The organism is Microbacterium sp. UBA3486 (assembly GCF_002377845.1).
Taxonomy (GTDB): domain Bacteria; phylum Actinomycetota; class Actinomycetes; order Actinomycetales; family Microbacteriaceae; genus Microbacterium; species Microbacterium maritypicum_A.
On record NZ_DFQP01000008.1, the window covers coordinates 12,873 to 39,182 of the forward strand.

Annotated in this window: 24 protein-coding genes; 11 read left to right on the forward strand and 13 right to left on the reverse strand. The window is 69.6% G+C overall.

Annotated elements, in window-relative coordinates; all coding sequences use genetic code 11:
• Positions 1 to 61: 61 nt before the first annotated feature.
• Entirely contained in the window at positions 62 to 1,444 is a 1,383-nt protein-coding gene (locus tag B2869_RS00635) for a DEAD/DEAH box helicase (protein ID WP_029266727.1), read from the reverse strand.
• A 282-nt stretch (positions 1,445 to 1,726) separates the two neighbouring features.
• A complete protein-coding gene (dapD, locus tag B2869_RS00640) occupies positions 1,727 to 2,674 on the reverse strand; it encodes a 2,3,4,5-tetrahydropyridine-2,6-dicarboxylate N-succinyltransferase (protein WP_292761435.1) in 948 nt (315 codons plus the stop codon).
• Between the two features lie 65 nt (positions 2,675 to 2,739).
• Between dapD and dapE the strand changes: the two genes are divergently transcribed.
• The 3 genes from dapE (at position 2,740) to B2869_RS00655 (ending at position 5,280) form a co-directional block, all read left to right on the forward strand.
• Positions 2,740 to 3,813 carry a succinyl-diaminopimelate desuccinylase gene (gene dapE, locus B2869_RS00645; RefSeq protein WP_292761437.1) on the forward strand — a complete coding sequence of 358 codons (1,074 nt, stop codon included), beginning with the start codon at positions 2,740 to 2,742 and terminating at the stop codon, positions 3,811 to 3,813.
• A complete protein-coding gene (locus tag B2869_RS00650; RefSeq protein WP_292761439.1) occupies positions 3,795 to 5,012 on the forward strand; it encodes a hypothetical protein in 1,218 nt (405 codons plus the stop codon). The genes dapE and B2869_RS00650 overlap by 19 nt, the downstream gene beginning before the upstream one ends.
• A 94-nt stretch (positions 5,013 to 5,106) precedes the next feature.
• Positions 5,107 to 5,280, forward strand: a complete 174-nt coding sequence (locus B2869_RS00655) for a DUF3117 domain-containing protein (RefSeq protein ID WP_017203323.1) — start codon at positions 5,107 to 5,109, stop codon at positions 5,278 to 5,280.
• 86 nt (positions 5,281 to 5,366) lie between these two features.
• Here B2869_RS00655 and B2869_RS00660 read toward each other — a convergent pair whose 3' ends face one another.
• Positions 5,367 to 6,005, reverse strand: coding sequence for an O-methyltransferase (locus B2869_RS00660; RefSeq protein ID WP_292761471.1), 639 nt, complete (start codon positions 6,003 to 6,005; stop codon positions 5,367 to 5,369).
• 89 nt (positions 6,006 to 6,094) lie between these two features.
• On the opposite strand from B2869_RS00660, the gene B2869_RS00665 reads away from it, so the two are divergent.
• Positions 6,095 to 6,502 carry a twin-arginine translocase TatA/TatE family subunit gene (locus B2869_RS00665; RefSeq protein ID WP_029260333.1) on the forward strand — a complete coding sequence of 136 codons (408 nt, stop codon included), beginning with the start codon at positions 6,095 to 6,097 and terminating at the stop codon, positions 6,500 to 6,502.
• Positions 6,503 to 6,550: 48 nt separating this feature from the next.
• On the opposite strand, the gene B2869_RS00670 is transcribed toward B2869_RS00665, so the two are convergent.
• From B2869_RS00670 to B2869_RS00685, 4 genes are read right to left on the reverse strand one after another with little or no spacing between them, the layout of a single operon-like run.
• The gene (locus B2869_RS00670; protein WP_029266733.1) at positions 6,551 to 7,045 is read right to left on the reverse strand and encodes a hypothetical protein; all 495 of its coding nucleotides are present in this window, start codon (positions 7,043 to 7,045) and stop codon (positions 6,551 to 6,553) included.
• Between the two features lie 20 nt (positions 7,046 to 7,065).
• Complete coding sequence (locus B2869_RS00675; protein WP_292761477.1) at positions 7,066 to 8,187, reverse strand: Mrp/NBP35 family ATP-binding protein; 1,122 nt, start codon at positions 8,185 to 8,187, stop codon at positions 7,066 to 7,068.
• Positions 8,184 to 8,696, reverse strand: coding sequence for a DUF1003 domain-containing protein (locus B2869_RS00680; protein ID WP_021199621.1), 513 nt, complete (start codon positions 8,694 to 8,696; stop codon positions 8,184 to 8,186). Before B2869_RS00680 ends, B2869_RS00675 begins: the two co-directional genes overlap by 4 nt.
• Positions 8,696 to 10,000 (reverse strand): magnesium transporter MgtE N-terminal domain-containing protein, encoded by a 1,305-nt coding sequence (locus B2869_RS00685; protein ID WP_029266737.1) that lies wholly within the window; start codon positions 9,998 to 10,000, stop codon positions 8,696 to 8,698. The genes B2869_RS00680 and B2869_RS00685 overlap by 1 nt, the downstream gene beginning before the upstream one ends.
• An 85-nt stretch (positions 10,001 to 10,085) precedes the next feature.
• Here B2869_RS00685 and B2869_RS00690 point away from each other — a divergent pair, with 85 nt between their 5' ends.
• Both B2869_RS00690 and B2869_RS00695 read left to right on the forward strand, forming a co-directional pair.
• Positions 10,086 to 10,832, forward strand: coding sequence for a general stress protein (locus B2869_RS00690; protein WP_292761484.1), 747 nt, complete (start codon positions 10,086 to 10,088; stop codon positions 10,830 to 10,832).
• 25 nt (positions 10,833 to 10,857) lie between these two features.
• Positions 10,858 to 11,553 carry an alpha/beta family hydrolase gene (locus B2869_RS00695; protein ID WP_292761487.1) on the forward strand — a complete coding sequence of 232 codons (696 nt, stop codon included), beginning with the start codon at positions 10,858 to 10,860 and terminating at the stop codon, positions 11,551 to 11,553.
• On the opposite strand, the gene B2869_RS00700 is transcribed toward B2869_RS00695, so the two are convergent.
• From B2869_RS00700 to B2869_RS00710, 3 genes are read right to left on the reverse strand one after another with little or no spacing between them, the layout of a single operon-like run.
• On the reverse strand, positions 11,543 to 12,451 hold the full coding sequence (locus B2869_RS00700; protein ID WP_292761490.1) for a phosphotransferase: 909 nt from the start codon (positions 12,449 to 12,451) through the stop codon (positions 11,543 to 11,545). The two genes, B2869_RS00695 and B2869_RS00700, sit on opposite strands and share 11 nt — an antisense overlap.
• A gap of 9 nt (positions 12,452 to 12,460) precedes the next feature.
• Complete coding sequence (locus tag B2869_RS00705) at positions 12,461 to 13,882, reverse strand: aminopeptidase P family protein (protein WP_292761493.1); 1,422 nt, start codon at positions 13,880 to 13,882, stop codon at positions 12,461 to 12,463.
• A gap of 36 nt (positions 13,883 to 13,918) precedes the next feature.
• Entirely contained in the window at positions 13,919 to 14,941 is a 1,023-nt protein-coding gene (locus tag B2869_RS00710; protein ID WP_167254515.1) for an endonuclease/exonuclease/phosphatase family protein, read from the reverse strand.
• A gap of 100 nt (positions 14,942 to 15,041) precedes the next feature.
• Between B2869_RS00710 and B2869_RS00715 the strand changes: the two genes are divergently transcribed.
• Entirely contained in the window at positions 15,042 to 15,914 is an 873-nt protein-coding gene (locus B2869_RS00715; RefSeq protein ID WP_292761497.1) for a PHP domain-containing protein, read from the forward strand.
• A gap of 63 nt (positions 15,915 to 15,977) precedes the next feature.
• Complete coding sequence (locus B2869_RS00720; RefSeq protein WP_292761500.1) at positions 15,978 to 16,886, forward strand: DUF817 domain-containing protein; 909 nt, start codon at positions 15,978 to 15,980, stop codon at positions 16,884 to 16,886.
• A gap of 96 nt (positions 16,887 to 16,982) precedes the next feature.
• Here the strand turns inward: B2869_RS00720 and B2869_RS00725 are convergent, their stop codons facing one another.
• A complete protein-coding gene (locus B2869_RS00725) occupies positions 16,983 to 18,503 on the reverse strand; it encodes a DEAD/DEAH box helicase (protein ID WP_292761503.1) in 1,521 nt (506 codons plus the stop codon).
• 196 nt (positions 18,504 to 18,699) lie between these two features.
• Here B2869_RS00725 and B2869_RS00730 point away from each other — a divergent pair, with 196 nt between their 5' ends.
• On the forward strand, positions 18,700 to 19,413 hold the full coding sequence (locus B2869_RS00730; protein ID WP_021199631.1) for a ferritin-like fold-containing protein: 714 nt from the start codon (positions 18,700 to 18,702) through the stop codon (positions 19,411 to 19,413).
• An 18-nt stretch (positions 19,414 to 19,431) separates the two neighbouring features.
• Here B2869_RS00730 and B2869_RS00735 read toward each other — a convergent pair whose 3' ends face one another.
• On the reverse strand, positions 19,432 to 19,719 hold the full coding sequence (locus B2869_RS00735; protein ID WP_021199632.1) for a hypothetical protein: 288 nt from the start codon (positions 19,717 to 19,719) through the stop codon (positions 19,432 to 19,434).
• Between the two features lie 7 nt (positions 19,720 to 19,726).
• Positions 19,727 to 19,951, reverse strand: coding sequence for a DUF3107 domain-containing protein (locus B2869_RS00740; RefSeq protein ID WP_017828623.1), 225 nt, complete (start codon positions 19,949 to 19,951; stop codon positions 19,727 to 19,729).
• Positions 19,952 to 20,121: 170 nt separating this feature from the next.
• Between B2869_RS00740 and B2869_RS00745 the strand changes: the two genes are divergently transcribed.
• On the forward strand, positions 20,122 to 23,343 hold the full coding sequence (locus B2869_RS00745; RefSeq protein ID WP_292761518.1) for an ATP-dependent helicase: 3,222 nt from the start codon (positions 20,122 to 20,124) through the stop codon (positions 23,341 to 23,343).
• On the forward strand, positions 23,340 to 26,310 hold a 2,971-nt coding region (locus B2869_RS00750), incomplete at its 3' end, for an ATP-dependent helicase (RefSeq protein WP_292761521.1). The genes B2869_RS00745 and B2869_RS00750, both read left to right, overlap by 4 nt.

The window sequence follows — 26,310 nt, forward strand, 5'->3', positions numbered from 1 at the left end:
AAAGCGCCCCCTCCGTCGAGACGGAGGGGGCGCTTTTCTGCGTGAGTGCTGCCGGCCGGGGTCAGCGGCCCTGCGAACTACGGCCGCCCTGGCGGGACTGGTTGCTCTGCGTGGAGTACCCGCCGCCCTGACCATTGCCGGATGCGCCGGAGCGGGGGCGACGACGGCGACGCGACGGCGGGTTCGCCGCACCGTTCCTCTCGCCACCAGCGGGGCGCTGCTTCGACGACTGGCGCTGCTGCTGCGGAGCCTGCACGGGCGCCGGACGCACGTGAGGTGCGCGCTCGGGAACCAGCGCGGTGACGGCAGCGGCCGTGACATCCTCCAGCGGGGCCGAGATGGCTGCCTTGCGCAGCAGATCCTTGACGTCACGACGCTGCTCGGGGAGCACGACCGTCACCACGGTGCCGGCAGCCCCGGCGCGGGCGGTGCGGCCGGAACGGTGCAGGTACGCCTTGTGCTCGACGGGCGGGTCGACGTGGACGACGAGATCGACGTTGTCGACGTGCACGCCGCGGGCGGCGACATCGGTGGCGACGAGCACGCGCACTCCACCGTCTTCGGGAGCAGCGGAGAACGCACCGAGGTTGCGCTCGCGGGCGTTCTGCGAGAGGTTTCCGTGCAGGTCGACCGCGGGGATCCCCGCGGCGGTGAGCTGCTTCGCGAGCTTCTTCGCCTGGTGCTTGGTGCGGGTGAAGAGAATACGACGACCGGTGCCCGAGGCGAGCTCACGCACGAGGGCCGTCTTGTTGTCGGTGGAGTCGACGACCAGCACGCGGTGCGTCATCTCTCCGACGGGCACGCTCTCCTCGTCGACCTCATGGCTGACGGCGTTCGAGAGGAAGCGGCGGGCGAGGGTGTCGATGCCGCGGTCCAGCGTGGCGCTGAACAGCAGGCGCTGCCCACCGGCCGGCGTGGCCGTGAGGATGCGGGTGACGCCGGGGAGGAAGCCGAGGTCGGCCATGTGGTCGGCCTCGTCGAGCACGGTGACCTCGATCGCACTCAGGCGCACGACCTGCTGCTTCATGAGGTCTTCGAGTCGACCGGGGCAGGCCACGACGATGTCGACGCCGCCGCGAAGCGCCTGCTCCTGCGGGCGCTGGCTGACCCCGCCGAAGACGGTCGTGACGCGCAGGCCTGCGGCCTCCGCGAGAGGCGCGATGGTCGCGGCGATCTGGGTCGCGAGTTCACGGGTGGGCGCGAGGACGAGTCCGCGCGGAAGGCCGGCGCGACGCTGACCGCCCGAGGCGGCGAGGCGTGCGACGAGCGGCAGGGCGAAGGCGATGGTCTTGCCGCTGCCCGTGCGTCCGCGGCCCAGGAGGTCGCGTCCGGCGAGGGAATCGGGAAGGGTGTCGCGCTGGATGGCGAATGCCTCGGTCTTGCCGGAATCGGCGAGAACGGCGGCGAGCTCGGCAGGAACACCGAGTTCAAGGAAAGTAGACATGCAGAAACTCCGTCAGCGCACGAGTGAACGGCGCGAGATAGGGGGTGAGGTGGGCGACGGCGCAGGAATTGCGCATCGGTTCGCCGTTCGAAAGGCCAGCTCATGCTGGTGGTGGGAGCAGTTCCGCTCGCTTCGGTCCTCGGAGACCCCGTGACGACGACGATGTTGCGGGACCGGCGGTACGCGCAACGATGTCAGTCTACCAGTGCGCGCATGCCGTCGGCTGCATGTCGCCTCCCGCGCGGGTCGTCGGCTCCGCGGAGACGGGCCGGAAGGCTGCTCTCAGGCGTGCAGAGCCTCGTTCAGGGTCACTCCGACACCGGCGCGACGGACGGCTTCCACCGCACCGCTGAGCGAGTTGCGGCGGAAGAGCAGGCCGTCCTGACCGGAGAGCTCCGCACCCTTGACGGTCTTGCGCCCGCCGTCGGCGGTCACGGGTCCGTCGACGAGGACGATCTTGGTGCCTGCGGTGACGTAGAGCCCCGCTTCGACGACACAGTCGTCACCGAGCGAGATGCCGATGCCCGCATTCGCGCCGAGCAGGGTGCGGGCGCCGATCGACACCCGATGCGTTCCGCCACCCGAGAGGGTGCCCATGATGGAGGACCCTCCGCCGATGTCGCTGCCGTCTCCGACGACCACACCCTGCGAGATGCGGCCCTCGACCATCGATGCGCCGAGTGTGCCGGCATTGAAGTTGACGAATCCCTCGTGCATGACGGTCGTGCCGGGGGAGAGGTACGCCCCCAGGCGCACGCGGGAGGCATCGGCGATGCGGACGCCCGCCGGCTGCACATAGTCGGTCAGGCGGGGGAACTTGTCGAGCCCCTGCACCTGGATGCCCGCGCGCTGGAGCTGCGGGCGCAGGCGGGCGGCGTCAGCGGGGAGGACGGGCCCGGCGTTGGTCCAGGCGACATTCGGAAGGTGTCCGAAGATGCCGTCGAGGTTCAGCTCGTTCGGGCGCACGACGAGATGCGACAGGGCATGCAGGCGCAGATAGGCGTCGGCGGTGGAGGCCGGTGCCGTGTCGAGGTCGATCTGCAGCTGCACCACCTCGATCGTGACGTCGCGTCGTTCGTCGCTCCCCGCGAGGGGTTCGAGCGCAGCGACAGCCACCTCGTCGGTCGTGACCGCACCGGTGTGCACCTCGGGGTACCAGGCGTCGAGAACCGTGCCGTCCCCGGCGATGGTGGTCAGGCCGATACCCCATACGGTGCGTGCGTCGCTCATCCCTCCACGCTATCGCGCTCCCGGGGCGACGACCGCACTCATGACGGGGTAAGTAGGCTGGACCCATGGTGCTCGATCTGACCGCGTCCTCCGTCGACCTCACCCGTGCGATCTGCGACATCCCGAGCGTCTCCGGCGACGAGAAGACACTCGCCGATGCGATCGAGGCCGCAGTGTCCCCGCTCGACCATCTGGAGGTCTTCCGCCACGGGAACACGATCGTCGCCCGCACCGACCGCGGCCGGGCACAGCGCGTCGCCATCGCCGGTCACATCGACACCGTGCCGATCAATGCGAACCTGCCCACGCGCGACATCGAGATCGAAGGAGTCCCCCATCTCTGGGGTCGCGGCACCGTCGACATGAAAGCGGGCACCGCCGTGCAGCTCAAGCTCGCGGCCGAGCTGACCGACCCCGCGATCGACATCACGTGGATGTGGTACGACAACGAGGAGATCGAGGCGTCGAAGAACGGTCTCGGTCTGCTCGCCGCCGTGCGTCCCGACCTGTTCGAGGCGGACTTCGCGATCCTCGGCGAGCCGTCCAACGGTGAGGTGGAAGGCGGTTGCAACGGAACGCTCCGTGCGATCGTGCGCACCACCGGCGTGCGTGCTCACAGCGCGCGTGCCTGGATCGGCGAGAACGCGATCCACCGCGCGGCGCCCGTCCTCACGCGTCTGGCGGAGTACCGCGCCAAGGAGGTGCTGGTCGAGGGGCTGCTGTACCGCGAGAGCTTGAGCGCCGTGCGCATCGCGGGCGGCGTCGCGGGGAACGTCATCCCCGACGCCTGCGAGGTGGAGGTCAACTACCGGTTCGCGCCGAGCAAGTCTGCGGCCGATGCCGAGGCTCACCTCCGCGGAGTCCTCGCCGGCTTCGACGTCGAGATCACGGATGCCGCCGAGGGGGCTCGTCCCGGCCTCGACGCCGAGATCGCGAAGCAGTTCGTGGCGGCGGTCGGCGCCGAGCCGCGCCCGAAGTACGGGTGGACCGACGTCGCGCGATTCTCCGCGCTCGGGATCCCGGCTGTGAACTACGGGCCCGGCGACCCGCACCTCGCCCACCACGATGAGGAGCGTGTACCCCTCGCGCAGATCGACGCCGTGGAGCGGGGCCTGCGCGCATGGCTCACCTCGCACTGAGCGCAACGCGCCGCTGGGCGAAGGCGCCGGTCGCCGTGCGCGTGGCCGTCGTCTACCTCGGAGCCCGGGTCGTCACGACGGTGTTCCTGGTCATCGCCGCCTCACTGTCGACCTCGTCCTCGCGGTTCGGCGCGGAGGCGGGGCTCATCGATTTCGTGCTCGGCTGGGACGCGCAATGGTACTGGTTGGTCGCCGAGAACGGCTACCCGACGGATCTTCCGCTCACCGACTCGGGTGACGTCGCCGAGAACGCCTGGGCGTTCATGCCGGTGTTCGCATATGCGGCCAAGGGGATCGGCGTACTGCTCGGGTCCTGGGGTGCCGGTGCGCTCCTGCTCTCGCTCGTCGCCGGGTACCTGGCCTGTCTCGCGCTTCACCGCCTGCTTCGTGATCGCATCGGCAACTCCGCGGCGACGTGGGCCGTCGTGTTCTTCGCGGCGGGACCGATCGCGGCGATGTTCCAGGTGGGGTACGCCGAGACGCTGTTCCTGCTGCTGCTGTTCCTCGCCCTCGATGCGACGACGCGGCGCACCTATGCCTGGCTGTACATCCTCATCCCCGTGATGGCCTTCACACGACCCGGTGTCCTGGCCTTCGCCCTGTTCCTCGGGCTGCACGGACTGCTGCGGTGGATACGACGTCGGCAGGATCCGCTCACCGGGCGCGAGATCGCACACATCCTCGCGCTCGGCGCGCTCGCGACTCTGTCCGGTTTCGCCTGGCAGGTGATCGCCGGCATCGCGACGGGGGATCCCGGTGCGTATCTCGCGACCGAGCTCGCGTGGCGCCAGCACTGGATCACCGGCGGAGTCGAGGGTTTCATCCCGTTCGAAGGGTGGATCCAGGCATCGCAGTTCTGGTTCTCCCTCTGGGGGATGCCGCAGTGGTGGGGGCCGATCGTGCTGGTGCTGTCGGTCGTCGGCGCTGCTGCCGCCCTCCTCTTCTCTTCGCAGGTGCGCGCTCTGGGCGCCGACATCCGTCTGTGGAGTGCGAGCTACCTGCTGTATCTGCTCGCGGTGTTCTTCCCGCAATCGAGCACGTTCCGCCTGCTTCTCCCCCTGAGCCCGCTCTGGGGAGCGGTCGCGGTGCCGCGATCACGGCTCTGGCGTGTCGGCGTGCTGGCCGCATGTCTCCTCGGGCAATGGTTCTGGATCTACCACGTGTATGCGCTCGGAAGCACGTTCTGGCAGGTGCCGTGAGGGTGAAGCTCGACCCAATTGTTGCTCCGTGACCTCCAGGTCCCGGTGACACCCGATAAACTCATCCCATACCACCGGAGGAAAGGGAGCCACGATGGCAGCGATGAAGCCGAGGACCGGAGACGGACCTATGGAAGCCGTGAAAGAAGGACGACTCATCATCGTGCGCGTTCCACTCGAAGGCGGCGGCCGCCTGGTCGTCTCCGTGAACGACGCCGAGGCCAAGGAGCTTCACGACGTGCTTGCCGCCGTCGTGGCACCAGCCTGATCGACCTGGGGTCCGCGTCGGCGGATCCGAAAGGGCGATGGATCCTCGGATCCATCGCCCTTTCCGTACGGTCTCGAGCTGCGCGGTCAGCCGCGTTCGGCGAGACTGATCAGCTGCAGCAGACCTTCGCCGGCGGGGGAGACCGTGGCGAGGACCGCCGAGGATTCCTGCGTCTCCTGCACGAGGGACCGGTAGGCGGAAGTGATCTCGTCGCGCTGGACCGGATCGGCGACGCGACCGCCGGCGAGCACGCGGGGCACGAGCACGAGTCCGCCGGTGCGCGCGAGACGCAGACCGTGTTCGACGTACTCGATGACACGCTCGGGGTCGGCGTCGACCAGCACGATGTCGTAGGAGTTCTCGTTCATGCGGGGGAGAACGTCGATCGCGCGGCCCGTGATGAAGCGGGCTCGGGTGGACGGCACCTTGGCATCGGAGAAGGCCTGTCGCGCCGCGGCGAGGTGCTCCGGTTCGTTGTCGATCGAGGTGAGGACCGCTTGGGGTGCGCCGCGCAGGAGCCAGAGACCGGAGACTCCGGCGCCGGTGCCGATCTCGACGATGGAGCGGGCCGAGGTCGCGGCCGCGAGCACGGCGATCTGCGAACCCACGGCGGCGCTGATCGGCATCGCTCCCAGTTCGACCGCATGCGCGCGTGCGCGGCTGATGGCGTCGGGTTCCACGATGGACTCGCGCAGGAAACGCGCGTTCGCGTCATGCTCGCTCATGGCCTGTTTCTCCCTGCCTGACTGTGATCCTCTCCAGAGTATTCGGTCGGCGAGTGCGGGGACCGCAGGCGCGGCGGTAGCCTGTAGAGATGACGTTCGGGCTCACCTTCGAGAAGCTGTTGCTGATCGGCCTCATCGCGGTTCTGATCATCGGCCCCGAACGTCTCCCGCGAGCCGCGGAGAGCTTCTCGCGCATGGTCCGCAAGGCCGGCGAGTATCTGCGCGCGACCAAGTCGAGGGTGCGCGAGGAGATGGGACCGGAGATCGACGACGTCGACTGGCGCAAGCTCGACCCGCGCCAGTACGACCCGCGCCGCATCATCCGCGATGCGCTCATGGAAGAGCCCCAGCCGGCGACCCCGCTGCAGGCGGCCCAGACCATCGCGGAGCCGATCGCCGGAGCTGCGGCCGCGGCGAGCACGGCTCCCGCGACCCGAGCCGTTCCGCAGGAGTTCAGTGCGTCGAACCGCCCTCCCTTCGACGCCGAAGCCACCTGACGGGAACGCTCGCCGATCGAGCGCGCAGGGGGTCTGCGCGCTCGGCGCCTAGGAGATCTTCGAGCGGAGGGTGGCGATGTCGTCGTCCGTGAGCAGGCCCCGAGGGATCGCGGTCGCGGCCGAGGTGTCTCGCAGCTTCAACAGCACGGCGTCCTTGCCCACTCGCATCCTCTGGAAGGTGCGGTAGGCGATGTCGGAGCGACGACGGCCGCTGCCCATCTGCAGGCTGTCCTCTTCCAGCGATACCCACACGACGGTTCCGACGGGCATCGCGATCCGGACGGCGGTTCGCGCGCCCGATACGGACATCACGACGGCGAAACCCGCGAGTGCGACGATGATGACCGGCATCCATCCTGCTCCGAAGGGGCCCTGTTCCCCCGGACGGACGGGCGTGCCAAGGTTGAGGATGCTGAGCACGAGGGCTGCGGCGAGGGCGACCCACATGACGAGGGCTGCGGGTCGGGTCAGCGAGTAGATCGCTGCGTCCCGAGCCATTCGTCGCAGCAGACCCTCATCGACGGTCAGAGAGCGGGGAGGCATCGGTCCATCTTCCCACGCGTTCAGGTGAGCGACATCGGCAGCGATCGACCGGAGAGGCCCCTGCCCCGCCGCGCCAGGGTGCTCGCGAGGTCGCGGATGGTCGTCGCCGCGACATCGTCGCTCTCGGTGGAGACGATCGGCGCGCCCGCGTCTCCGCCCTCGCGCAGAGCGGGGCTGAGGGGGATCGAGGCCAACAGCGGTACAGGGACTCCCGGTTCGGAGAGAGCCTCCGATACGGCAGCGCCCCCGCCCGCGCCGAACATGTCGATGACCGTTCCATCGGGCAGCGTGTACGCCGCCATGTTCTCGATGACGCCGATCACGCGCTGACCCGTCTGACGCGCGACGAGACCGCTGCGGATCGCGACCTCGGCGGCAGCGGTCTGCGGGGTGGTCACGACGAGCACTTCCGCATGGGGGAGGAGCTGGCCGATCGAGATCGCGATGTCGCCCGTCCCCGGTGGCATGTCGATGAGGAGGACGTCGAGGTCGCCGAAGAAGACGTCGGTGAGGAACTGCGAGACCGTGCGGTGCAACATCGGCCCACGCCACGCCACCACCGATTCGCCGTCGCGGAGGAACATCCCGATCGAGATCGTCTTCACGCCGTGCGCGACCGGGGGGAGCATCAGGTCGTCGATGCGCGTCGGCTGCGTGCCCGCAGGGATGCCGAGGAGCCCGGGGATCGAGAACCCGTGCACGTCGGCGTCGACGAGACCGACGGACAGACCCTGCGCGGCGAGTGCGACGGCAAGGTTCGCGGTGACGGTGGACTTGCCCACACCCCCCTTGCCGCTGGAGACGAGGATCACACGGGTGAGGGAATCGGGCCCGAACGGCATGTGGCGTGCGGGCCTCCCGGCGCGGAGTTTCTCGGTGAGAGCCTTGCGTTCTGCCGGCGTCATCACACCGACCTCGACGTCCACCTCCGCGATGCCCGGAACGGACGCCGCGGCATCGCGGACGTCCGACTCGATCCGCGCCGCCGCTGGACAGCCGACGATCGTGAGGACGATGCCGACGCGGGCTCGACCGCCGTCGACGGAGATGTCCCGGACCATGTCGAGATCCCCGATGGGTCGACGGAGCTCGGGATCCGTCACCGCGGCGACAGCCGCGCGGACACGCTCCGCCGCGGTCACGACGCGGCGCCGGATCGGGGCTTCTCCGGCACGTCTTCGAGCTCGGCGAGAAGGGCTTTGAGCTCCTGGCGCAGCACGTCGCGCGTGACGACCTGCGAATTGCGCTCTTCGAGCGACATGCGCAGAGCCACGATCTCGCGGGCCAGGTACTCGGTGTCGGCCAGGTTGCGCTCCGCACGCTGCCGGTCCTGCTCGATCTGAACCCGGTCGCGGTCGTCCTGACGATTCTGCGCGAGCAGGATGAGCGGTGCGGCGTATGAGGCCTGCAGAGAGAGCATCAGGGTCAGTGCCGTGAAGCCGAGAGCGGCGTCGTCGAAGCGCAGCTCGTCGGGCATCAGCGTGTTCCAGACGATCCAGACCACACAGAACAGGCTGAGGATCAGCAGGAACGCGGGGGTCCCCATCGCGCGAGCCACCCACTCCGTGAAGCGTCCGAAGCGGTCGCGAGACGTCGCCCGGGGCCGTGTCGTGGTGCGGCCCGGCGCATCGAGGCGCGGAGAGCGGGGCATCAGCGCGTCTCCTTCGTCGGGGCGGCGGGGGTGGATCCAGGGACGGTGCTCGCAGCGGGGGAGGTGTCCTCGCTGTCATGCGAACGCCAGTCGTCCGGAAGGAGGTAGTCGAGGACGTCGTCGATGCTGATCGCTCCGACGAGGCGGTGCGCCGCATCGATCACGGGGAGCGAGACGAGGTCGTAGCTCGCCAGCAGCCGTGCCACCTCGGCGGCGGAAGCGGTGACGGGCACGGGCTCGAGGCTGTCGTCGAGGATCGCGCCGAGCCGCTCATGCGGCGGATAGCGCAGCATCCGCTGGAAGTGCACGAGCCCGAGCAGGCGCCCGGTCGGAGTCTCGAACGGCGGGAGGGTGACGAACACCGCGGCGGCCAGCGCGGGGTGCAGCTCGTGGCGGCGGATCAGCGCGAGCGCCTCGGCGACGGTGGCGTCGGCCGAGAGGATGATCGGCTCAGGCGTCATCAGACCGCCGGCGGTGTCCGGGCCGTAGCGCAGCAGCATCCTGACGTCTTCGGCTTCTTCCGGCTCCATGAGCTCCAGGAGCTGCTCCAGACGGTCAGGCGCCAGCTGGGCGAGCAGGTCGGCCGCGTCGTCCGGTTCCATCTGGTCGAGGATGTCGGCGGCACGTTCGTCTCCCAGACGGTCGAGGATGTGCACCTGTTCGTCTTCGGGCATCTCCTCGAGGGCGTCGGCGAGGCGGTCGTCCGACAGCTCTTCGGCCACCTCGATCATGCGCTGCTGCGGAAGGTCGAGAAGCGTGTTGGCGAGATCGGCGGCGTGCAGCTCGGAGTACGAGGCGACGAGCTGCTCAGCCGACTGCGACTCACCGGGAGCTCGTTGCTCGGCGACCTCGCTCCATGCCGCGAACGTCGTCGGACCCTTCGCGAACGGGGAGGCACTGGTCTTCGGTCGGCGGAGGAAGAGCTGGCTGATCGCCCATTCGCCGAGACGGTTCGGTTCGATCGCGATGTCCTCGATGACCGCGGTACCGCTGCCATCGACGAAGCTCACGCGTCGTCCCAGCATCTCGGCGAGCACGCGCACCTCGCCGGCGCGCGGGGAGAACCGCCGCACGTTGATCAGGCCCGTGGTGATGACCTGGCCGGAACGGATCGAGGTGACGCGTCCGATCGAGAGGAACACGTGGCGTCGTCCCGGGATCTCCACGACCAGACCGATGACGCGGGGCGCCGCGGTACTTCGATACACGACGACGACATCTCGGACCTTGCCGAGCCGGTCGCCGACGGGATCGAAGACGGCGCACCCGGCAAGGCGCGCGGCGAAAACCCGTTGTGTGCTCACTTCTCCAGCGTAGTCGGCGGCTCGCGTCTCCGGCGGGTCGGCCGTGCCTCGGGCCGTCCGACGGCACGCGTGGAAGAATAGCCGGATGAGCATGCTGAACCGGCCCGCGAGCGGCACAGACACCGGCGAGATCGTCGCGTCGATGCGCGACTACGAGAGCGCGCAGAAGACGGTCTCGAAGCTGATCGCGGGGGAGGTGCCGGCGCGCGACATCGCCATCGTCGGTCAGAGCGTGCGCACGGTCGAACGCGTGACCGGCAAGCTCGGCTACGCCGCCGCCGCGCGCTCCGGGGCGATCAACGGTGTGTTGATCGGGCTCTTCCTCGCCGCCATCCTCGTGCTCGGCAACCCGGAGGTGCCGATCCAGCTCTTCCTCGGCTTCGTCCTCATCGGTGTCGCGGTCGGGATGATCCTCAGCCTGGTCACCTACGCGATCGTCCGTCGCCGGCGCGACTTCGCCAGCGTCACGCAGTTCGCGGCCGATCACTACGAGGTCACCGTGCTGTCCTCGTCGCTGGGCAAGGCCCGGCAGGTCCTCGGCGCGAACAAAGTGGCGCCCGTGCGACCGCCAGTCAACCTCGACGAGCCGCCGCGCTACGGCGAGCGGATCACGCCCGGCGCGACCTCGCCTGAGCCCGCCCCGGCACCCGGGGATCCCGTGATCCCGCCGCGCCCGGCCGACCCCGTCGCACCGCCGGTCGCCGACCCCGAACCCGAGACGACGCCCGAGCCCGGGTCCGCATCGGCGGGGACCGCCGCTCCGTCGACCGTGACCCCGGTCGAGCCGGACGCTGCTCCCGGCACTGACGGCATCCAGGGCGAACGGGCATGACGGCGACCTCCACGCTCTCCGTCTGATGGTCGAGATCCAGGTCGCGCTCCCGGCGGGACTCACCGCCGTGTCCGCCGACTGGACAGCCGGTGACAACGGGGCGACGGTGATCGTGGCCCACGGTGCAGGGACCGGCAAGGACCATCCGTTCCTCACCGGCTACGTCGATGCGCTGAGCGCGACGGGCTTCTCGACCCTCCGCTTCAACTTCCCGTATGTGGAGCAGGGGCGACGGATGCCGGGACCCGCCGCGCATGCGATCGCCACATGGAACGCCGTCGCGGCCTTCGCACGCGAGTCCGATCCCTCGGCGACCCTGTGGGCGACGGGCAAATCGTACGGCGGACGCATGGCGTCGATGGCGGTCGCCGAGGGCATGCGTGTCGACGGTCTCGTCTACCTCGGGTACCCGTTGCATCCGCCCGGACGTCCGGAGAAGCCACGGGTCGAGCATCTGCCGGGGATTACGGTCCCGCAGCTGTTCGTGGAGGGGACGAACGATCCCTTCATCCAGCCGATCTCGCAGTTCGAGGAGGCGATCGCGACCTGTCGGGATGCGCGCGTCGTCTGGATCGACGGAGGGGGACACACCTTCGAGGTGAAGGGCCGCAAACGCCCCGCCGCGGAGATCGGGGCCGCACTCGCCCCGATCGTGGCGGAGTTCGCCCTCGGCGGCGCCGAGGAGCGAGGGGGCTCGGTCGGACGCCCCCTCAGCCGATGAGCCTCGACAGCTCCTCGTCCGCGAGCACGCGCCCCACGGTCGAGATTCCCAGTGCGCTCATCCGCGGGTTCGATTCCGCGTAATACCATCCGAGCCCGAGCGCCTGCTGCAGCGCCCATCCCGCGCCGCGCCGCCACTCGAGGTCGTCGACAGCCAGGCCTTCGCGGAGCAGGTGTCGTCCCGGCGCGTCGAAGAGGTGCCAGGCGGCGACCAGGTCGAGTGCGGGATCCGCGGGACCGAAGTCTCCGCCGTCGAGCACACCGGCCAGGCGGGTATCGCCCTCGTGCTCCGCGACGAGGAGATTGAACGGCGTGAGGTCCCGGTGGCTCATCACCGGAGCGCTGGCGGACGGGAGCTCGCGCAGCACCGACCAGAGCCGCCCTGCGCGGGCCGCATCGAAGAGATGCGCACTCCGCCTCAGGCACGTCGCGACCCATTCGTCGTGGTCGCCGAGGACTCCGCCCCGGCCCCTGCCGTCGAACACACGGTCGCGCACGTCGACGGTGCGCAGCGCCCGGATGAGGGCGACCAGGTCGTGCGCGAGCGTCTCGGACGTGGAGGAGAGCACAGGATCCGCCGGGTCACCCTCGATCCACGTCCGCACAGCCCAGGCCGAGTCGAACTCCTCCGACGCGGAGGCGGTGCCGTAGGAGCGCGGCGCGGGGAACGGACTCGACGCCGCGAACTCCTCGAGTGCTGCGGCCTCGCGGACGAGCTCGTGCGCCGCTGCCCCGAGGAGGGGGAAGCGGGCGACGAGTCCGTCGCCCACCCGGATGATCCTGTTCACAGTGCCCGTCATGGGGACCGGTCGCAGGGTCTCGCCACCGAGCTCGGGGAAGCGGCGCGCGATCAGGTGCGCCGCGACCTCGGTCTCGAGTGCGAGCTCGCCCTCATGCATCCGTCGGTGTCAGCTCTGCAGTCGCGCCATCCACGCCTCGACCTCGTCGGCCGTGCGGGGGATGCCGGCCGAGAGGTTCACGGGGCCGTCGTCGGTCATCACGATGTCGTCCTCGATGCGCACGCCGATGCCACGGAGCTCGGCCGGCACGGTGAGGTCGTCGATCTGGAAGTAGAGTCCGGGTTCGATCGTGAACACCATGCCCGGTGCGAGGATGCCGTCGTAGTACATCTCGCGACGGGCCTGGGCGCAGTCGTGCACGTCGATGCCGAGGTGGTGCGAGGTGCCATGCACCATGTACCGACGGTGCTGGCCGCCCTTGTCGGCATCCAGAGCCTCTTCGGCGGTGACGGGCAGCAGACCCCACTCGGCCGTCCGCTCGGCGATGACCTTCATGGCGGCTCCGTGCACGTCACGGAAGCGTACACCGACCCGAGCGGCGGCGAATGCCGCGTCGGCGGCCTCGCGCACCGTCTCGTAGACGCGCCGCTGCACGTCGGTGAACGTGCCGGAGACGGGCAGCGTGCGCGTGATGTCGGCGGTGTAGAGGCTGTCGGCCTCCACACCCGCATCCACCAGGATCAGGTCACCGGGAACCACGGTTCCGTCGTTGCGCGTCCAGTGCAGGTAGCAGGCGTGCGGGCCGGAGGCGGCGATCGTGTCGTAGCCCTCGCCGTTGCCGTCCTCGCGTGCGCGGCGGTGGAAGACGCCTTCCACGACGCGCTCGCCGCGTGCATGAGCCGTCGCGGCAGGAAGCTCGCGGATGATGTCGTCGAAGCCGTTCGCCGTGATCTCGACGGCGCGGCGCATCTCGGCGATCTCGAACTCGTCCTTGATGAGCCGCAGCTCCGAGACGAAGCGGGTGAGGGTCTCGTCCTCGTCGAGCACCAGCTCGCCCTCGACGGCTTCCCTGTCGTCCAGATGGGCGGTGGCGATGTCGAGGTCGGCGGCGACGCCGGCGAGGGACGGTCGCGGACCGATCCAGAACTCTCCGACCGTGGCGTCGGCGTAGAACTCCGTCGTCGTGCGGTCGGCGCGCTCGCGGAAGAAGAGGGTGACGTCGTGGCCGGTCTCGGTCGGTGCGAAGACGAGGACCGAGTCGGGCTCGGCATCCGATGCCCACCCGGTGAGGTGTGCGAAGGCGGAATGCGCGCGGAAGACGTAGTCGGTGTCGTTGCTGCGCTGCTTGAGAGAGCCGGCAGGGATCACGAGGTGCTTGCCGGGGAAGGCCGCGGAGACGGCGGCGCGACGCGTGGCCGCGTACGACGCCTGGGCGCGCGGCGCGGGAAGCGTCTCCGGGCGCTCGGCCCAACCGGTCGAGATCGTGTCGAGGAAGCCCTGGGGGAAGGGCTGCTTGCGGTTGGTGGTGCCGTTGTCGACAGACGCTTCGACGGTGGGTTCTGCGATCGTGTCGCGCTCTCCTGTGCTCATCCCTCCAGTCTGTCACCTGGCGGGCGGGTGCGGGAGTCAGCCGGCGGGCTCGAGCTGCACGACCAGAGCGCGGTGGTCGCTGCCACCGGCATCGTCCAGCACGACCGACCCCGTCGGAGACCAGTTCTGCGACGCCATCACATGATCGATCGGGGCGCCGGCGAGGGCAGGGAGAGAGCTCGGCCAGGTACCCGTGAGGCCGTTGCCGGTGCGGGATGCGACATCGCGGCAGTAGCCGATATCTCCGCCCTCGACTCCGAGAGGGGCCATGTGGTCGATCGTCGCGTTGAAGTCACCGGCCAGGATGAAGTCGCCCTGGGGGCACTGATCCGCGATCCACTGCAGGTCGCTGCGCCACTGCTGCATCTCCTCCATGCGCGGCGCGACCGCGTGCACGGCGACGATGGTGGGGCCAGAGCCGTCGATCGGCATGAGCACGACGCTGGGCACCGAGCCGGTGTTGCTGGTGCCGTCCTTCGCCGACTCGATCACGGAGTACTCGCCGAGGTCCGGGGCGACCAGCACGGTCGTCTGCCACGACTGCGGCCCGTCCTGCACATCCGGGCGGAACTGCACGTGGTGCACCCACATCGGGTGTCCCTGCTCGCGGAGCATGATCGCGATGCGCTCGCCGACGGCCTCGGTCGTCTCGGGAAGGGCGACGATGTCGGCCCCCTGATCGAGGATCTGCTGGGCGATCGCCTCGGCAGACACCGCTTCTCCCGCCGTGTTCCAGGTGAGCACGCGGACACTGTCCTCGGTCTTCTCCGGGAGTGCGGATCCCCCGAAACCGCGAACGGCACCGATCGCCGCGGTCGCGCCGGCGCCGAGCAGCGCAACGATCAGGACAGAGGCGGCGAATCCGCGGAGCGGACGGGCGAACAACAGCAGGAGCGCGAGCACCGCTACGACGAGGAAACCGCCGAGCACGATACCGCGCGCGGACACGAGCTGCGCGAACGGGTAGGTCTGCTCGAGACGGAAGAACTGCGGCCACACCACGACCGCCGTCGCGATCGCGAGCAGCACGGTGAAGAGGATCCCCAGGAGACGAAACATCCCCACCAGCCTAGGAGCGTCGCCTGTGAAGTCCCTGCCTCGACATCCGCTTCCGTGCGCCTCCGCGTCCGCGCAGGTCGCCGCTCGGTACGCTCGGAGGATGGCCACTTCGTCCCACGGATTCGCCGGTCCCGCCGACCTGCACCTGCACTCCAACCATTCCGATGGCACGGAGTCGCCGGCCGAGGTCGTCCGGCAGGCGCACGCGCACGGGGTGCGCACGCTCGCGTTGACCGATCACGACCGCTCGACCGGTTGGGGCGAGGCGGGAGACGCCGCCGTCGCACGGGGGATGACCTTCATCCCGGGGATGGAGCTCTCCGCGAAGCACGAGTGGCGCAGCGTGCATGTTCTCGGTTACCTCTTCGATCCAATGGATGAGGCACTGCGGGCCGAGACCGATCGCATCCGCGGTGATCGGATCGGCCGTGCCGAGCGGATCGTCCGCAACATCGGGCGCGATTACGACCTGCAGTGGGACGACGTGGTGGCGCAGACGGCACTCGACGCGACGGTGGGGCGTCCGCACATCGCCGACGCCCTCGTCGCCCGCGGCATCGTGCGGGATCGGAGCGAGGCGTTCGACGGCATCCTGCATCCACGGGAGGGGTACTACGAGCCGCATTACGCGCCCGATCCGCTGACCGCTGTGCGTCTGATCACCGAGGCGGGGGGAGTGGCGATCATCGCCCACCCCGTGACGGCGGGGCGCGACCGCATGATGCCCGTGGCGTTCATCGAGCGCCTCGTCGATGCAGGCCTCGGCGGGTTCGAGATCGAGCATCGCGAGAACACGGAGGCAGGCAAGCGGCTGCTGCGAGAGATCGCCGCGAAGCACGACCTCATCATCACGGGCTCGAGCGATTATCACGGCGACGGCAAGCCCAACCGTCCCGGCGAGAACACCACCTCTGACGAGATGGTGGCCAGGCTCATAGCACGCGGCACGGGCACCGCCCCGCGTTTTCCCTGATCCTCGGCATTCTGGCGGTCATCTCCCGGCGAGCTGTCGAGCGGGACCGATACCGTCCGAGGCATGCAGCGAGCGACTTCCCTCGAGCGACGCGTCGACGCGTGGGCTCATCGCCTCCTCCGCGATGCCCCGTCGAACGGCATCCGCGCCGGCCTGATCGAGTTCGCGGTGTTCGTCGTCAAGCAGGCGTGGGCGTGCATCTTCGGGGCGGCGCTGCTGGTCCTGATCGTCGCCGCGCGTCTGTGGTACCCCGACGATGCGGTGCTCGCCCGCAACGACGCACTCACCATCGCCGCTGTGCTCATCCAGGTGGCGATGCTCGTCTTCCGACTGGAGAGCGGGCGTGAGCTGTGGGTCATCGTCCTGTTCCACATCACCGGCACCGCCATGGAGCTCTTCAAGACCGACGTGGGGTCGTGGGCGTATGCCGCGGACGGGATCCTCCGCATCGGCGGTGTCCCGCTGTTCAGCGGTTTCATGTATGCGGCGGTCGGGTCGTACATGGTGCGCGTCTATCGGCTGTTCGACCTCGGGTTCACGCGGTATCCGCGGCGATGGATGACGGCCGTCCTCGCAGCGGCGATCTACCTCAACTTCTTCACCCACCACTGGTGGTGGGATGCCCGCTGGGTGCTCATGGCGGGAGTCGTGGCGCTCTGGCTGCCCACCGTGATGCACGCGCGGGTGTGGCGGCGCACGATCCGTCTGCCGCTCCTGGCCGTCTTCGGCGGGGTCGCGGTGTTCATCTATCTCGCGGAGAACATCGGCACGTGGGCGGGTGCGTGGGCCTACCCGGATCAGGCCGGAGGCTGGCAGCCGGTCTCGTTGAGCAAGCTGAGCTCGTGGTTCCTGCTGATGATCATCTCGGTCGTACTGGTCGCCTGGGTGTATCCGCCGCAGGTGCCGGCAGCCGTGCTGCGCACGGCCGACGAGGCACGCGCACAGGAGCCGGATGTCGGCGACCGTCGGTGAACCCGCCGCAACCGGCTCTCGGCTTCCGCCTCCGCACATGCGAGAGGGCGCATACGCCGGAGTGAACCCGGTGGATGCGCCCTCTCGGTGACGTGCTCAGGCCCCGGTGACGGGAGCCGCGCCGGCGCCGGAACCGCCACGACGACGACGGCGACGACGTGCCGGAGCCGGCTTGCCGTCGTGGTGCTCCTTGCCCGCACCGTCATGCGTGCCCGCGCCCTCGGCACCGCGATCGGCGGCCGGTGCGGACTGCCCCTCGCCGGACGTCGAGTCTGCCGCGCCTTCAGTGAAGGTCGAACCGACCGGAGTCGTGCTGTTGCGACGGCGACGACGGCGGCGGGTGCCGCTCTCATCGGTCCCCTCGGCGGCGGCGTCGGCCGCGCGCTCGGGTCGACGGGTGCGCTCGGTCTTCACGGACTCCGTCTTGGGCGCCGACACCAGGCGGCCCTTCGTGCCCTGGGGGATGTTGAGGTCCTCGTACAGATGCGGGCTGGACGAGTAGGTCTCGATGGGCTCGGGCTGGCCGAACTCGAGGGCGCGGTTGATCAGGGCCCACTTGTGCAGGTCTTCCCAGTCGACGAAGGTGACCGCGATGCCGGTCTTGCCCGCGCGGCCCGTACGGCCTGCGCGGTGCAGGTACGTCTTGTCCTCATCCGGGATCGTGTGGTTGATGACGTGCGTCACGTCATCGACGTCGATGCCTCGGGCGGCCACGTCGGTCGCGACCAGGACGTCGCGCTTGCCCGCCTTGAAGGCGGCCATCGAGCGCTCGCGCTGATCCTGACCCATGTCACCGTGCACGCCGCCCACATTGAAGCCGCGGTCGCTCAGCTCGTCGACGAGGCGCTGCGCCGCACGCTTGGTGCGGGTGAAGATCACGGTCTTTCCGCGACCCTCGGCCTGCAGGATGCGGGCGATGACCTCGTCCTTGTCCATCGAATGCGCACGGTAGACGAGGTGCTTGATGTTCGCCTGCGTGAGGCCCTCGTCGGGGTCGTTCGCACGGATGTGGATCGGGTTCGACATGAAGCGACGCGCGAGGGCGACGATCGGGCCGGGCATCGTCGCGGAGAACAGCTGCGTGTGACGGACGGCCGGGACTTTCTGGAAGATCTTCTCGATGTCGGCGAGGAAGCCGAGGTCGAGCATCTTGTCGGCCTCGTCGAGCACGACCTCGGTGGCGTGCGAGAGGTCGAGCAGGCGCTGACCGGCGAGGTCGATCAGTCGACCGGGTGTGCCGACCACGATCTGCGCGCCGGCCTTGAGCTGGTCGATCTGGCCCTCGTAGGCCTTGCCGCCGTAGATGGCGACGACGCTGGTCGAGCGGTTGCTGGTGAGCAGGTCGATGTCCTCGTACACCTGCACCGCGAGCTCGCGCGTCGGCACCACGATGAGTGCCTTGACGCCGTGCTCCGGGTCCTTGCCGAGGCGCTGGACGACGGGGATGCCGAAGCCGAAGGTCTTGCCTGTTCCCGTCTTGGCCTGACCGATGATGTCCTGGCCGGGAAGGCCCAGGGGGATGGTCTGCTCCTGGATGGGGAACGCGTCGACGATGCCCTTGGCGGCGAGTGCGTCGACGATGTCCTGATCGATGCCGAGATCGGCGAAAGTTGTCACTTTATTCAGATTGCCTGTCCGGCGAGCCTGCGGGATCGCCACGTTAACGGATCCACGCCGTCTCTTGTGCCACAGGCGCGGGGCCCCGCTCCGACGGCGGGGACACGCCCAGCCTACCCGAGGGGCGCCTCCGGCCAGGAAGGAGCGTTCGGCACGAGTATTGTGAACGTCGTGGTGGACTCGGGAGGACGACCTCGTGGTTAAGTGGTTCTGGCAGCGCGACGACGCGCCGCGACGCACCCTCGCGCTGCGCGGCAGAGGCGAGCAGGGAGATGCGACGCGCATCGACTTCGCCGAACTCGCCCCCGAACTCAATCGGTTCCTCGGGCAGGCCGCCTATCTGCAACTGGGCTACTTCGAGACGCTGACGCGTCTCATCCGCGCCACGACCGCGCTCTCCGAGAAGGAGTCGCTGTCTCGTGCGGCAGGGGCCGCCTTGACCAAGCACCGGGGGATCGTGGAGCTCATCGCCGAGCACGGGGACGACCCCACGCAGCTGATGCTCCCGTTCCGGGAGAACCTCGACGCGTTCCGTCGAAAGACCATCGGCGCGCGCCCACGGGAGACGCTTCTCGCCGTGTACATCACCGCCGGAATGCTCGACGACTTCTATCTCGCGCTGGCGTCCAGCTACGGAGACACCGGGCGGCGCGTGGCGGAGATCCTCCGCGAGGACGACGCTCGACACGAGATCGTCGCCATCATCCAGGAGACGATCGAGAGCGACGAGGAGTGGCGTTCGCTGCTGTCGATGTGGGCGCGCCGCCTGGTCGGCGACACGATCCTCGTCTGCCGCTCTGCGCTGCGGCCCGAGCGTCTCGAGATCGACGAGGAGCGCATCGAACCGGTCTACACCGAGCTCATGGGTGCGCACGCTCGTCGCATGGACGCGATGGGACTGGCGTCCTAGGCGACGCAGTTCGACGGGTCAGATGCCCAGCGCCGCCCTGCTCTGGGCGTCGGAGCGCTTGCGCATCCCTGTGATGGCCACGGTCGCCAGTGCAGCGACGACGGGAGCGCCGAGGACGCTCGCGAGCCACAGCCAGATACTGTCCTCGCCTACACCGGCCCACTGCAGGCCCGTGTAGGTGAGCGCCGATACGGCGGTGGCGATCGCCGGGGTCAGGGCGACGCCGCGCAGCTCGCGATCGCGGATCAGGAAGTGCGCGGCGATTCCCAGAGCGCACGCGCCGATGAGTGCGAGGAGGATGTACATCGCGCGGTCAGGCGACGAAGCCGACGCGGCGCGATTCTTCGGTGCCCAGCTCGATGTAGGCGAGGTTCGCGGTCGGGACGATGTAGGAGTTGCCCTTCACGTCGGCGAAGCTCACGTGCGACGCGCTCTGCTCGAGCGCCGCGGCGACCTGGGTGCGGACCTCTTCAGCGCTGGCGCCGGTGTCGAAGCTCAGTTCACGGCCGGTGTTGATGATGCCGATGCGGATTTCCACGCGTGCTCCTTGAAGTTCGGGGACTGCGCCAACTCTACCCCGCGGGCACCGGGCAGGATCGGCCGCGGGGCCCGGTTTCGCCGTGAGCGCACAGCGCGGACGGCTGCGACCCCGGACGTGCCTGGCGGGTGCGGGCTGCGATGTCCGCACGTCCGGATAGCGTGGAGGTCATGACACCCGATACCGCTCAGCGCGCTGTGATCGCCGCAGAGCCGTCGGCATCCGGCGTCGTCATCGGCGCGCCGGGAACGGGCAAGACGCGCACCCTCATCGAGCGTGTCGTGCACCTGCTCGACGTCGAGGGGCTGCGCCCCGAACAGGTTCTCGCCCTCACCCCGAACCGCCAGGCGGCGACGGCTCTGCGCGATCGGATCGGCGTGCGCATCGGTCAGGCGACGCCGGGACCGTTGGCCAGATCGCTCGGTTCCTTCGCCTTCCAGCTCGTCCGTGGAGCGATGGTGCGAGAAGGAGCCGAACCACCGGCGCTGCTGACCGGTGCCGATCAGGACCGCATCATCGCCGAACTGCTCGCCGGAGATGCGGAGGACGGGCGCATCCGGTGGCCCGACGCGCTGAGCCCTTCCGTGCGCGCCTCGAAGGGGTTCCGCTCCGAGCTGCGTGCCTTCCTCGCCGAGTGCACCGAGATCGGCGTCGACGCCGCGGAACTCCGGGCCTCGGGAAACGAGGTGTGGGTGGCGACGGCGGAGTTCCTCGTCGAGTACCGCATGGTCCTCGACGCGCTCCGCTCGGCGCACCGCGACGCCGCTGATCTGCTCAGCGAGGCGAGCACCATCCTGCATACGGCAGACACGAACACCCTCGGCCCGCTCGCTCCCTTGCGCGTCGTGCTCATCGACGACGCGCAGGAGCTCACCCGCGGCGGGATCGCCGTCGTGACGGCCTTGCGCAGCCGCGGGATCGCCGTGCACGCCTTCGGCGATCCCGACATTTCATCCGGGTCGTTCCGTGGCGCCAGCCCCGAGCTGTTCGCGCAGCTCGCCGGCGTGCTGGGAGACGTGCACGTGCTCGACGGGCCGCACCGCCAGCGTCCGGCGCTCACGGCGCTCACCCGCACCGTGACGCAGGCGATCGGCGTGTCCGGACGGGTCGAGCACCGGCGCGCTCCGGTGCCGGTGACGGCCGAAGAGGTCGAAGCCGGAGTCGCGACGTTCGTTGCTCCTTCCCCCTACGAGGAGCTCGATCGCATCGCCGGCGTCATGCGCGAGTGGCACCTCTCCGACGGCGTCCGCTGGGACCGGATGGCGGTCATCGCCCACGACACCCGGCAGGTCACCGCACTCGAGACCGAACTCGCCGCCAGGGAGATCCCGACACGAGCCGCCGGTGTGCAGCGCCCGCTCGGCAGCGAAGGGATCGTACGCGACATCGTCGGCATCGTGCGTCTGGCGCTCACTCCGGTCGAAGAGCGCACGTCACCCGCACTCGAGGAGGCGCTGCGCACCCCCTTCGGAGGGATGGACGCGATCGGGCTGCGGCGACTGCGTGCGCGCCTCCGACACGTCGAACTCGAGCAGGGAGGATCGACGCCTGCACGCGAACTGCTGCGCCGCGCGATGGCGAATCCTGCGCACCTCACGCTGATCGACGCTCCGGAATCGCGCACGGCCGAACGGTTCGCCGAGACGATCGAAGCGCTCTCCCGCGGCGCGGCGGCGGGGGAGACGATCCACGACCTGCTGTGGCGGGTCTGGGACCAGGCTCGGGCCGTCGACGGCCGGCGGCTGCAGGTCGCCTGGCGCGAGATCTCGCTGCTGCCGACGGGAGCGGAGACGGCTCGTTCGCTCGATGCGCTGGTCTCTCTGTTCGACGCCGCGAAGCGCTTCGTCGAGCGCACGCCGAACGAGAGGCCCGAGGTCTTCGTGCGCGACATCCTCGACAGCGAGGTTCCGGAGGATTCGCTGTCGACTCCCGACCGGCCGGGAAAGGTCACGCTGCTGACCCCCGCCACCGCCCTCGGCACGGAGTTCGACGCGGTCGTGGTCGCCGGCGTGCAGGACGGCATCTGGCCCAACGTGCGGCTGCGTGGCGGTCTGCTGCAGACCTGGCGTCTGCCGGATGCGATCCAGGCCGCCCGCACGGGGATCTCCATCGAGGCTCCAGGGGTCCTCGACCGCCGACGTGCGGCACTGCACGACGAGCTCCGGCTCTTCGTGCGCGCTGTGTCGCGTGCACGCGGTCGTCTCCTGATCACGGCGGTGGACGACGACGACCTCACGCCCAGCCCGTTCTTCGGCTTCCTGCCTGCGCCGGAACCACCCGAGCGGCATGCCTCGGCGGAGCACCCACTCACCCTGCGCGGACTCGTCGCGCGGCACCGACGCATGCTCACGACGACGGTCGCCGAGCCCGTGCGCCGTGCCGCCGCGGCACAGCTCGCCGTCCTCGCTCGCGAAGGCGTCCCTGGAGCCGACCCGGCGGAGTGGTACGGGATCACCCCGCCATCGACGCAGGCGCCGCTGCGCGATCTCGCCGTCACCGGAGCCCGGGTATCGCCCTCGAAGATGGAGTCCTACGAGGAATGCGGCCTCAACTGGGTCGTCTCGGCGCTCGGCGGCGACACCGTGATGCCGCCGACCGCCGGCATCGGCACGATCGTGCACGAGGCGATGGAGCGGGTACCCGAAGGAGATCTCGAGCGGATGCGGGAGATCGTGGCCGAGCACTGGCCGGAGCTCGATTTCGAGACCGAATGGATCGGACGCAAGGAACGACGTCGTGCCGATCTGCTCGTCGAACGGCTGCACACCTACTTGGGCGACGTGCGCCGGGAGGGAGGGCGCGTCATCGGCAGTGAGGTCGAGTTCCGCTTCGCCGTCGACGTGGCTCCCGCGACCGACGAGGAGATCGCGCCGACGGTGCACGCGGTGGGGGAGGACCGGGCGAATAGGGCGATCATCCACGGCTACATCGACCGTGTGGAAGCCTACCCGCCGGGCGCCGGCGAGCATCCGGCAGCTCGAGGCCGCGGCTGGGAGCCGATGTCGGGGGGGCCTGACGGCCCGACGGTCGTGGTCGATCTGAAGACAGGGAAGAACGATCCCGAATCCGACTCCGGTGTGATCGAGCACGCGCAACTGGCCGCCTATCAGGTGGCGGTCCAGCAGGGACTGATCGAGGGGGCGCCGTCGTCGTCGCTGGCCGGCGCTCGACTCGTGATCGTCTCCAAGACACTCGCCAAGAGCGACTACCGCATCGCCCATCAGCACACGCTCGACGATGAGTCGCGAACGGCGTTCCTGAAGCGCGTGTCGGATGCGGCTCGCGGTATGTCGGCATCGAGCTTCACCGCGCAGGTCGAGTCGCACTGTGCGGACACGCAGCGCCGGGTGCACCCCTGCCGCATCCATACGGTGCCGGCGGTGAGCTCATGACGGGCGTGAGCGGGCCGGAGCGGAGCGGAGCAGGGTGGAGCGGCGGTGCGGGCATCTCCGCCACCGACATCGCGGCTGCGCTGGGGCAACCATCGCCGACACCCGCACAGCAGCGGGTGATCGAAGCGCCGCCGGAGCCTGCCCTCGTCGTCGCCGGAGCAGGAAGCGGTAAGACCGAGACGATGTCGGGGCGGGTGGTCTGGCTCGTGGCCAACGGGCACGTCCGCCGCGACGAGATCCTCGGCCTCACCTTCACGCGCAAAGCCGCAGGAGAGCTCGCGGAACGGATCGCCCATCGGCTCGCGGTCATCGACGAGTACGGACGCCGGGGGCTCCTCCCGCATCTGCCCGAGATCGTGGCGGACGGGTCGCTTCGGAGGGTCGACGAGGCCGTGCCGGACCGACAGCGTGAGCTGGTGCGCGCGCACGTGCTCGACGAACTCGCTGCGCAGCGCGGAACGGGATGGGATCCGGTGACCCCTCGTGCTGCGGAAGACCTGATGATCCGGCCGCGCGTCTCGACCTACAACGCCTTCGCCGACGGCATCGTCCGTGAGCACGCGGCGCGCATCGGACGGGACCCCGACGTGGCGATGCTCAGCCAGGCCGCCTCCTGGATGCTGGCGCGCGAAGTGGTGCTCCGCAGCGACCTCCCCGAGCTGGAGAGCATCGATTTCGCGCTCGGCACGGTCATCGACGCTGTGCAGAGGCTCGCCGGCGATGCCCTCGACCACCGCGTCGACCTCGATCTCGCCGAGGACATCGCCCGCGATCAGGCACTCGCGTTCGAGCCCTATCGGGGCAACGCCGACGTCGAGAAGGCGGCGGTGAACCTGCTCAGTCTGCCGACGCTGACCCGCCTCGTGCGCGACTACATCGCCGAGAAACAGCGCCGAGGCGTGCTCGACTTCGCCGACCAGGTGGGCGGGGCCTACGACATCGTCGAATCGGCTCCCGACGTACGGGCCGAACTGCGCGAGCAGCACCGTGTCGTGCTGCTCGACGAGTACCAGGACACGTCGGTCATCCAGACCCGCTTCCTCGCCGAGCTGTTCCGCGACTCCGCGGTGATGGCCGTGGGCGACCCGCATCAGTCGATCTACGGTTGGCGAGGTGCGAGCGCCGACAACCTCTACGCCTTCTCCCGCACGTTCTCGAGCACCGCAGCGGCGCAGACCTACAGCCTCATGACCAGCTGGCGCAACGATCGAGGCATCCTCGGGATCGCGAACCGCGTGCTCGAACCCCTGCAACGCCCGGGGCTCGACGTGCCGCCGCTCGAACCGCGCCCCGGCGCCGGGGAAGGCACCGTGACCATCGAGTACCCGCTCACGGTCGACGAAGAGGCATCCGCCGTGGCGGAATGGTTCGCCGAGCGCCGTGCCGCGCATGACGCCCGCAGCGCCGGTGAGTCCCCGGGCGCGAAGCCGCACACCGGAGCTATCCTGTTCCGTTCGAAACGCCACATGCAGACGTTCGCCGCCGCGCTCGCGGCGCGTGGCATCCCGCACCGCATCCTCGGCCTCGGCGGTCTGCTGGCGACGCCGGAGGTGGTCGACGTCGTGTCGACGCTGCGCGTGGTGCACGACCCCACCGCGGGGTCGGCGCTCATCCGCCTTCTCACGGGTCCTCGTTTCGGTGTCGGCGTTGCCGACATGGCGGCGCTCTACGACCTCGGGCGCACACTCTCCGAGCGCGACCCCGCCATGGCTCCGTTGCCCGAGGAGGTGCGCGCGCGGCTGCGTTCCTCGCGGGGTGCCGACGAGGCGGTCTCGATCATCGACGCGGTCGACGTAGTGCGGGCGGTGCGCGACGACTATCGGCTCCTCGAGTCCATCACGCCCGACGGCAGGGCGAGGGTGCGTGCGGCGGGGGAGATGCTCGAGCGACTGCGCCGCGCGTCCTCCCAGCCGATCCCCGAGCTGATCCGGCTGGTCGAGCTCGAACTGCGGCTGGACATCGAGTTGGCGGCCAACGAGACCAGAGGCCCGGCCCGTGTCGCCGCGACCCAGCTGCGGGCCTTCGCCGATGAGGTACGAGCCTTCCTCGCGGCGGACGAGCGGGGGAGCATCGGCAGTCTGCTCGCGTGGCTCGACAAGGCCGAGAGCACCGACGAGCTCATGCCCCGGCCCGAGCCGCCGGAGGCCGGAGTCGTGCAACTGCTGACGATCCATGGGTCGAAGGGGCTGGAATGGGACGCGGTCGCCGTGGTGCGGCTCGTGGTCGACGAGCTTCCCAGCCGGGTCTCCGACACCTCCGGCTGGTTCGGCTTCGGAGTTGTTCCGTTTGCTCTGCGCGGTGACCGCGACGCGCTGCCCCGATTCGAGTGGGATCCGGTCGAGGCGATGGGTGACGAGGCCGACCCCGTCAAGCGCCAGAAGCTCGCGCAGGCCTCACTGTCCGGTGGTGCGACGAAGGCGAATCCCCGGGGCGGCGCGATCAAACGCTTCAAGGATGCCTACCGGACCTATCAGCAGCAGGAGGAGCGGCGTCTGGCGTACGTCGCGGTCACCCGCGCGCGCACCGATCTGCTTCTCAGCGGTGCGCATTGGGCAGGACAGAAGTCTCCGCGCACCCCGAGCCCCTATCTGGTCGAGGCCATCGAGGTGCAGGGGCTCGACGAGGTCGAGGCGGTCGACCCCGACGACAACCCCTATGACGGCCCCGGTTCGACGTTGCGGTGGCCCCTCGACCCGTTGGGGGCACGACGAGAGGTCGTCTCCGCGGCGGCCGCGGCCGTGGATGACGCCGCCCGCAGCGGGACGGCGGAACCGTCGGTGGAGCTCGCCCGCCTGCTGGCCGAGCGTGCGGCGCGGCAGCGCGGAACCGACGCGGACGCCCCGACGCGCGTCCCGGCATCGCGATTCAAGGACTACGTCACCGACTTCTCCGGCACGCTCTCCTCGATCGTCAGACCCATGCCCGAGCGACCGTACCGGCAGACCCGGCTCGGCACGCTGTTCCACC

Coding starts and splice junctions, on each gene's coding strand:
- B2869_RS00710 (WP_167254515.1), bottom strand. CDS start 14,941: ATGTTTCGTCTCCTGGGGATCCTCTTCACCGTGCTGCTCGCGATCGCG.
- B2869_RS00715 (WP_292761497.1), top strand. CDS start 15,042: ATGGCCACTTCGTCCCACGGATTCGCCGGTCCCGCCGACCTGCACCTG.
- B2869_RS00745 (WP_292761518.1), top strand. CDS start 20,122: ATGACACCCGATACCGCTCAGCGCGCTGTGATCGCCGCAGAGCCGTCG.
- B2869_RS00720 (WP_292761500.1), top strand. CDS start 15,978: ATGCAGCGAGCGACTTCCCTCGAGCGACGCGTCGACGCGTGGGCTCAT.
- B2869_RS00670 (WP_029266733.1), bottom strand. CDS start 7,045: ATGCCTCCCCGCTCTCTGACCGTCGATGAGGGTCTGCTGCGACGAATG.
- B2869_RS00635 (WP_029266727.1), bottom strand. CDS start 1,444: ATGTCTACTTTCCTTGAACTCGGTGTTCCTGCCGAGCTCGCCGCCGTT.
- B2869_RS00655 (WP_017203323.1), top strand. CDS start 5,107: ATGGCAGCGATGAAGCCGAGGACCGGAGACGGACCTATGGAAGCCGTG.
- B2869_RS00690 (WP_292761484.1), top strand. CDS start 10,086: ATGAGCATGCTGAACCGGCCCGCGAGCGGCACAGACACCGGCGAGATC.
- dapE (WP_292761437.1), top strand. CDS start 2,740: ATGGTGCTCGATCTGACCGCGTCCTCCGTCGACCTCACCCGTGCGATC.
- B2869_RS00650 (WP_292761439.1), top strand. CDS start 3,795: ATGGCTCACCTCGCACTGAGCGCAACGCGCCGCTGGGCGAAGGCGCCG.
- dapD (WP_292761435.1), bottom strand. CDS start 2,674: ATGAGCGACGCACGCACCGTATGGGGTATCGGCCTGACCACCATCGCC.
- B2869_RS00700 (WP_292761490.1), bottom strand. CDS start 12,451: ATGCATGAGGGCGAGCTCGCACTCGAGACCGAGGTCGCGGCGCACCTG.
- B2869_RS00680 (WP_021199621.1), bottom strand. CDS start 8,696: ATGCCCCGCTCTCCGCGCCTCGATGCGCCGGGCCGCACCACGACACGG.
- B2869_RS00735 (WP_021199632.1), bottom strand. CDS start 19,719: ATGTACATCCTCCTCGCACTCATCGGCGCGTGCGCTCTGGGAATCGCC.
- B2869_RS00705 (WP_292761493.1), bottom strand. CDS start 13,882: ATGAGCACAGGAGAGCGCGACACGATCGCAGAACCCACCGTCGAAGCG.
- B2869_RS00660 (WP_292761471.1), bottom strand. CDS start 6,005: ATGAGCGAGCATGACGCGAACGCGCGTTTCCTGCGCGAGTCCATCGTG.
- B2869_RS00665 (WP_029260333.1), top strand. CDS start 6,095: ATGACGTTCGGGCTCACCTTCGAGAAGCTGTTGCTGATCGGCCTCATC.
- B2869_RS00695 (WP_292761487.1), top strand. CDS start 10,858: ATGGTCGAGATCCAGGTCGCGCTCCCGGCGGGACTCACCGCCGTGTCC.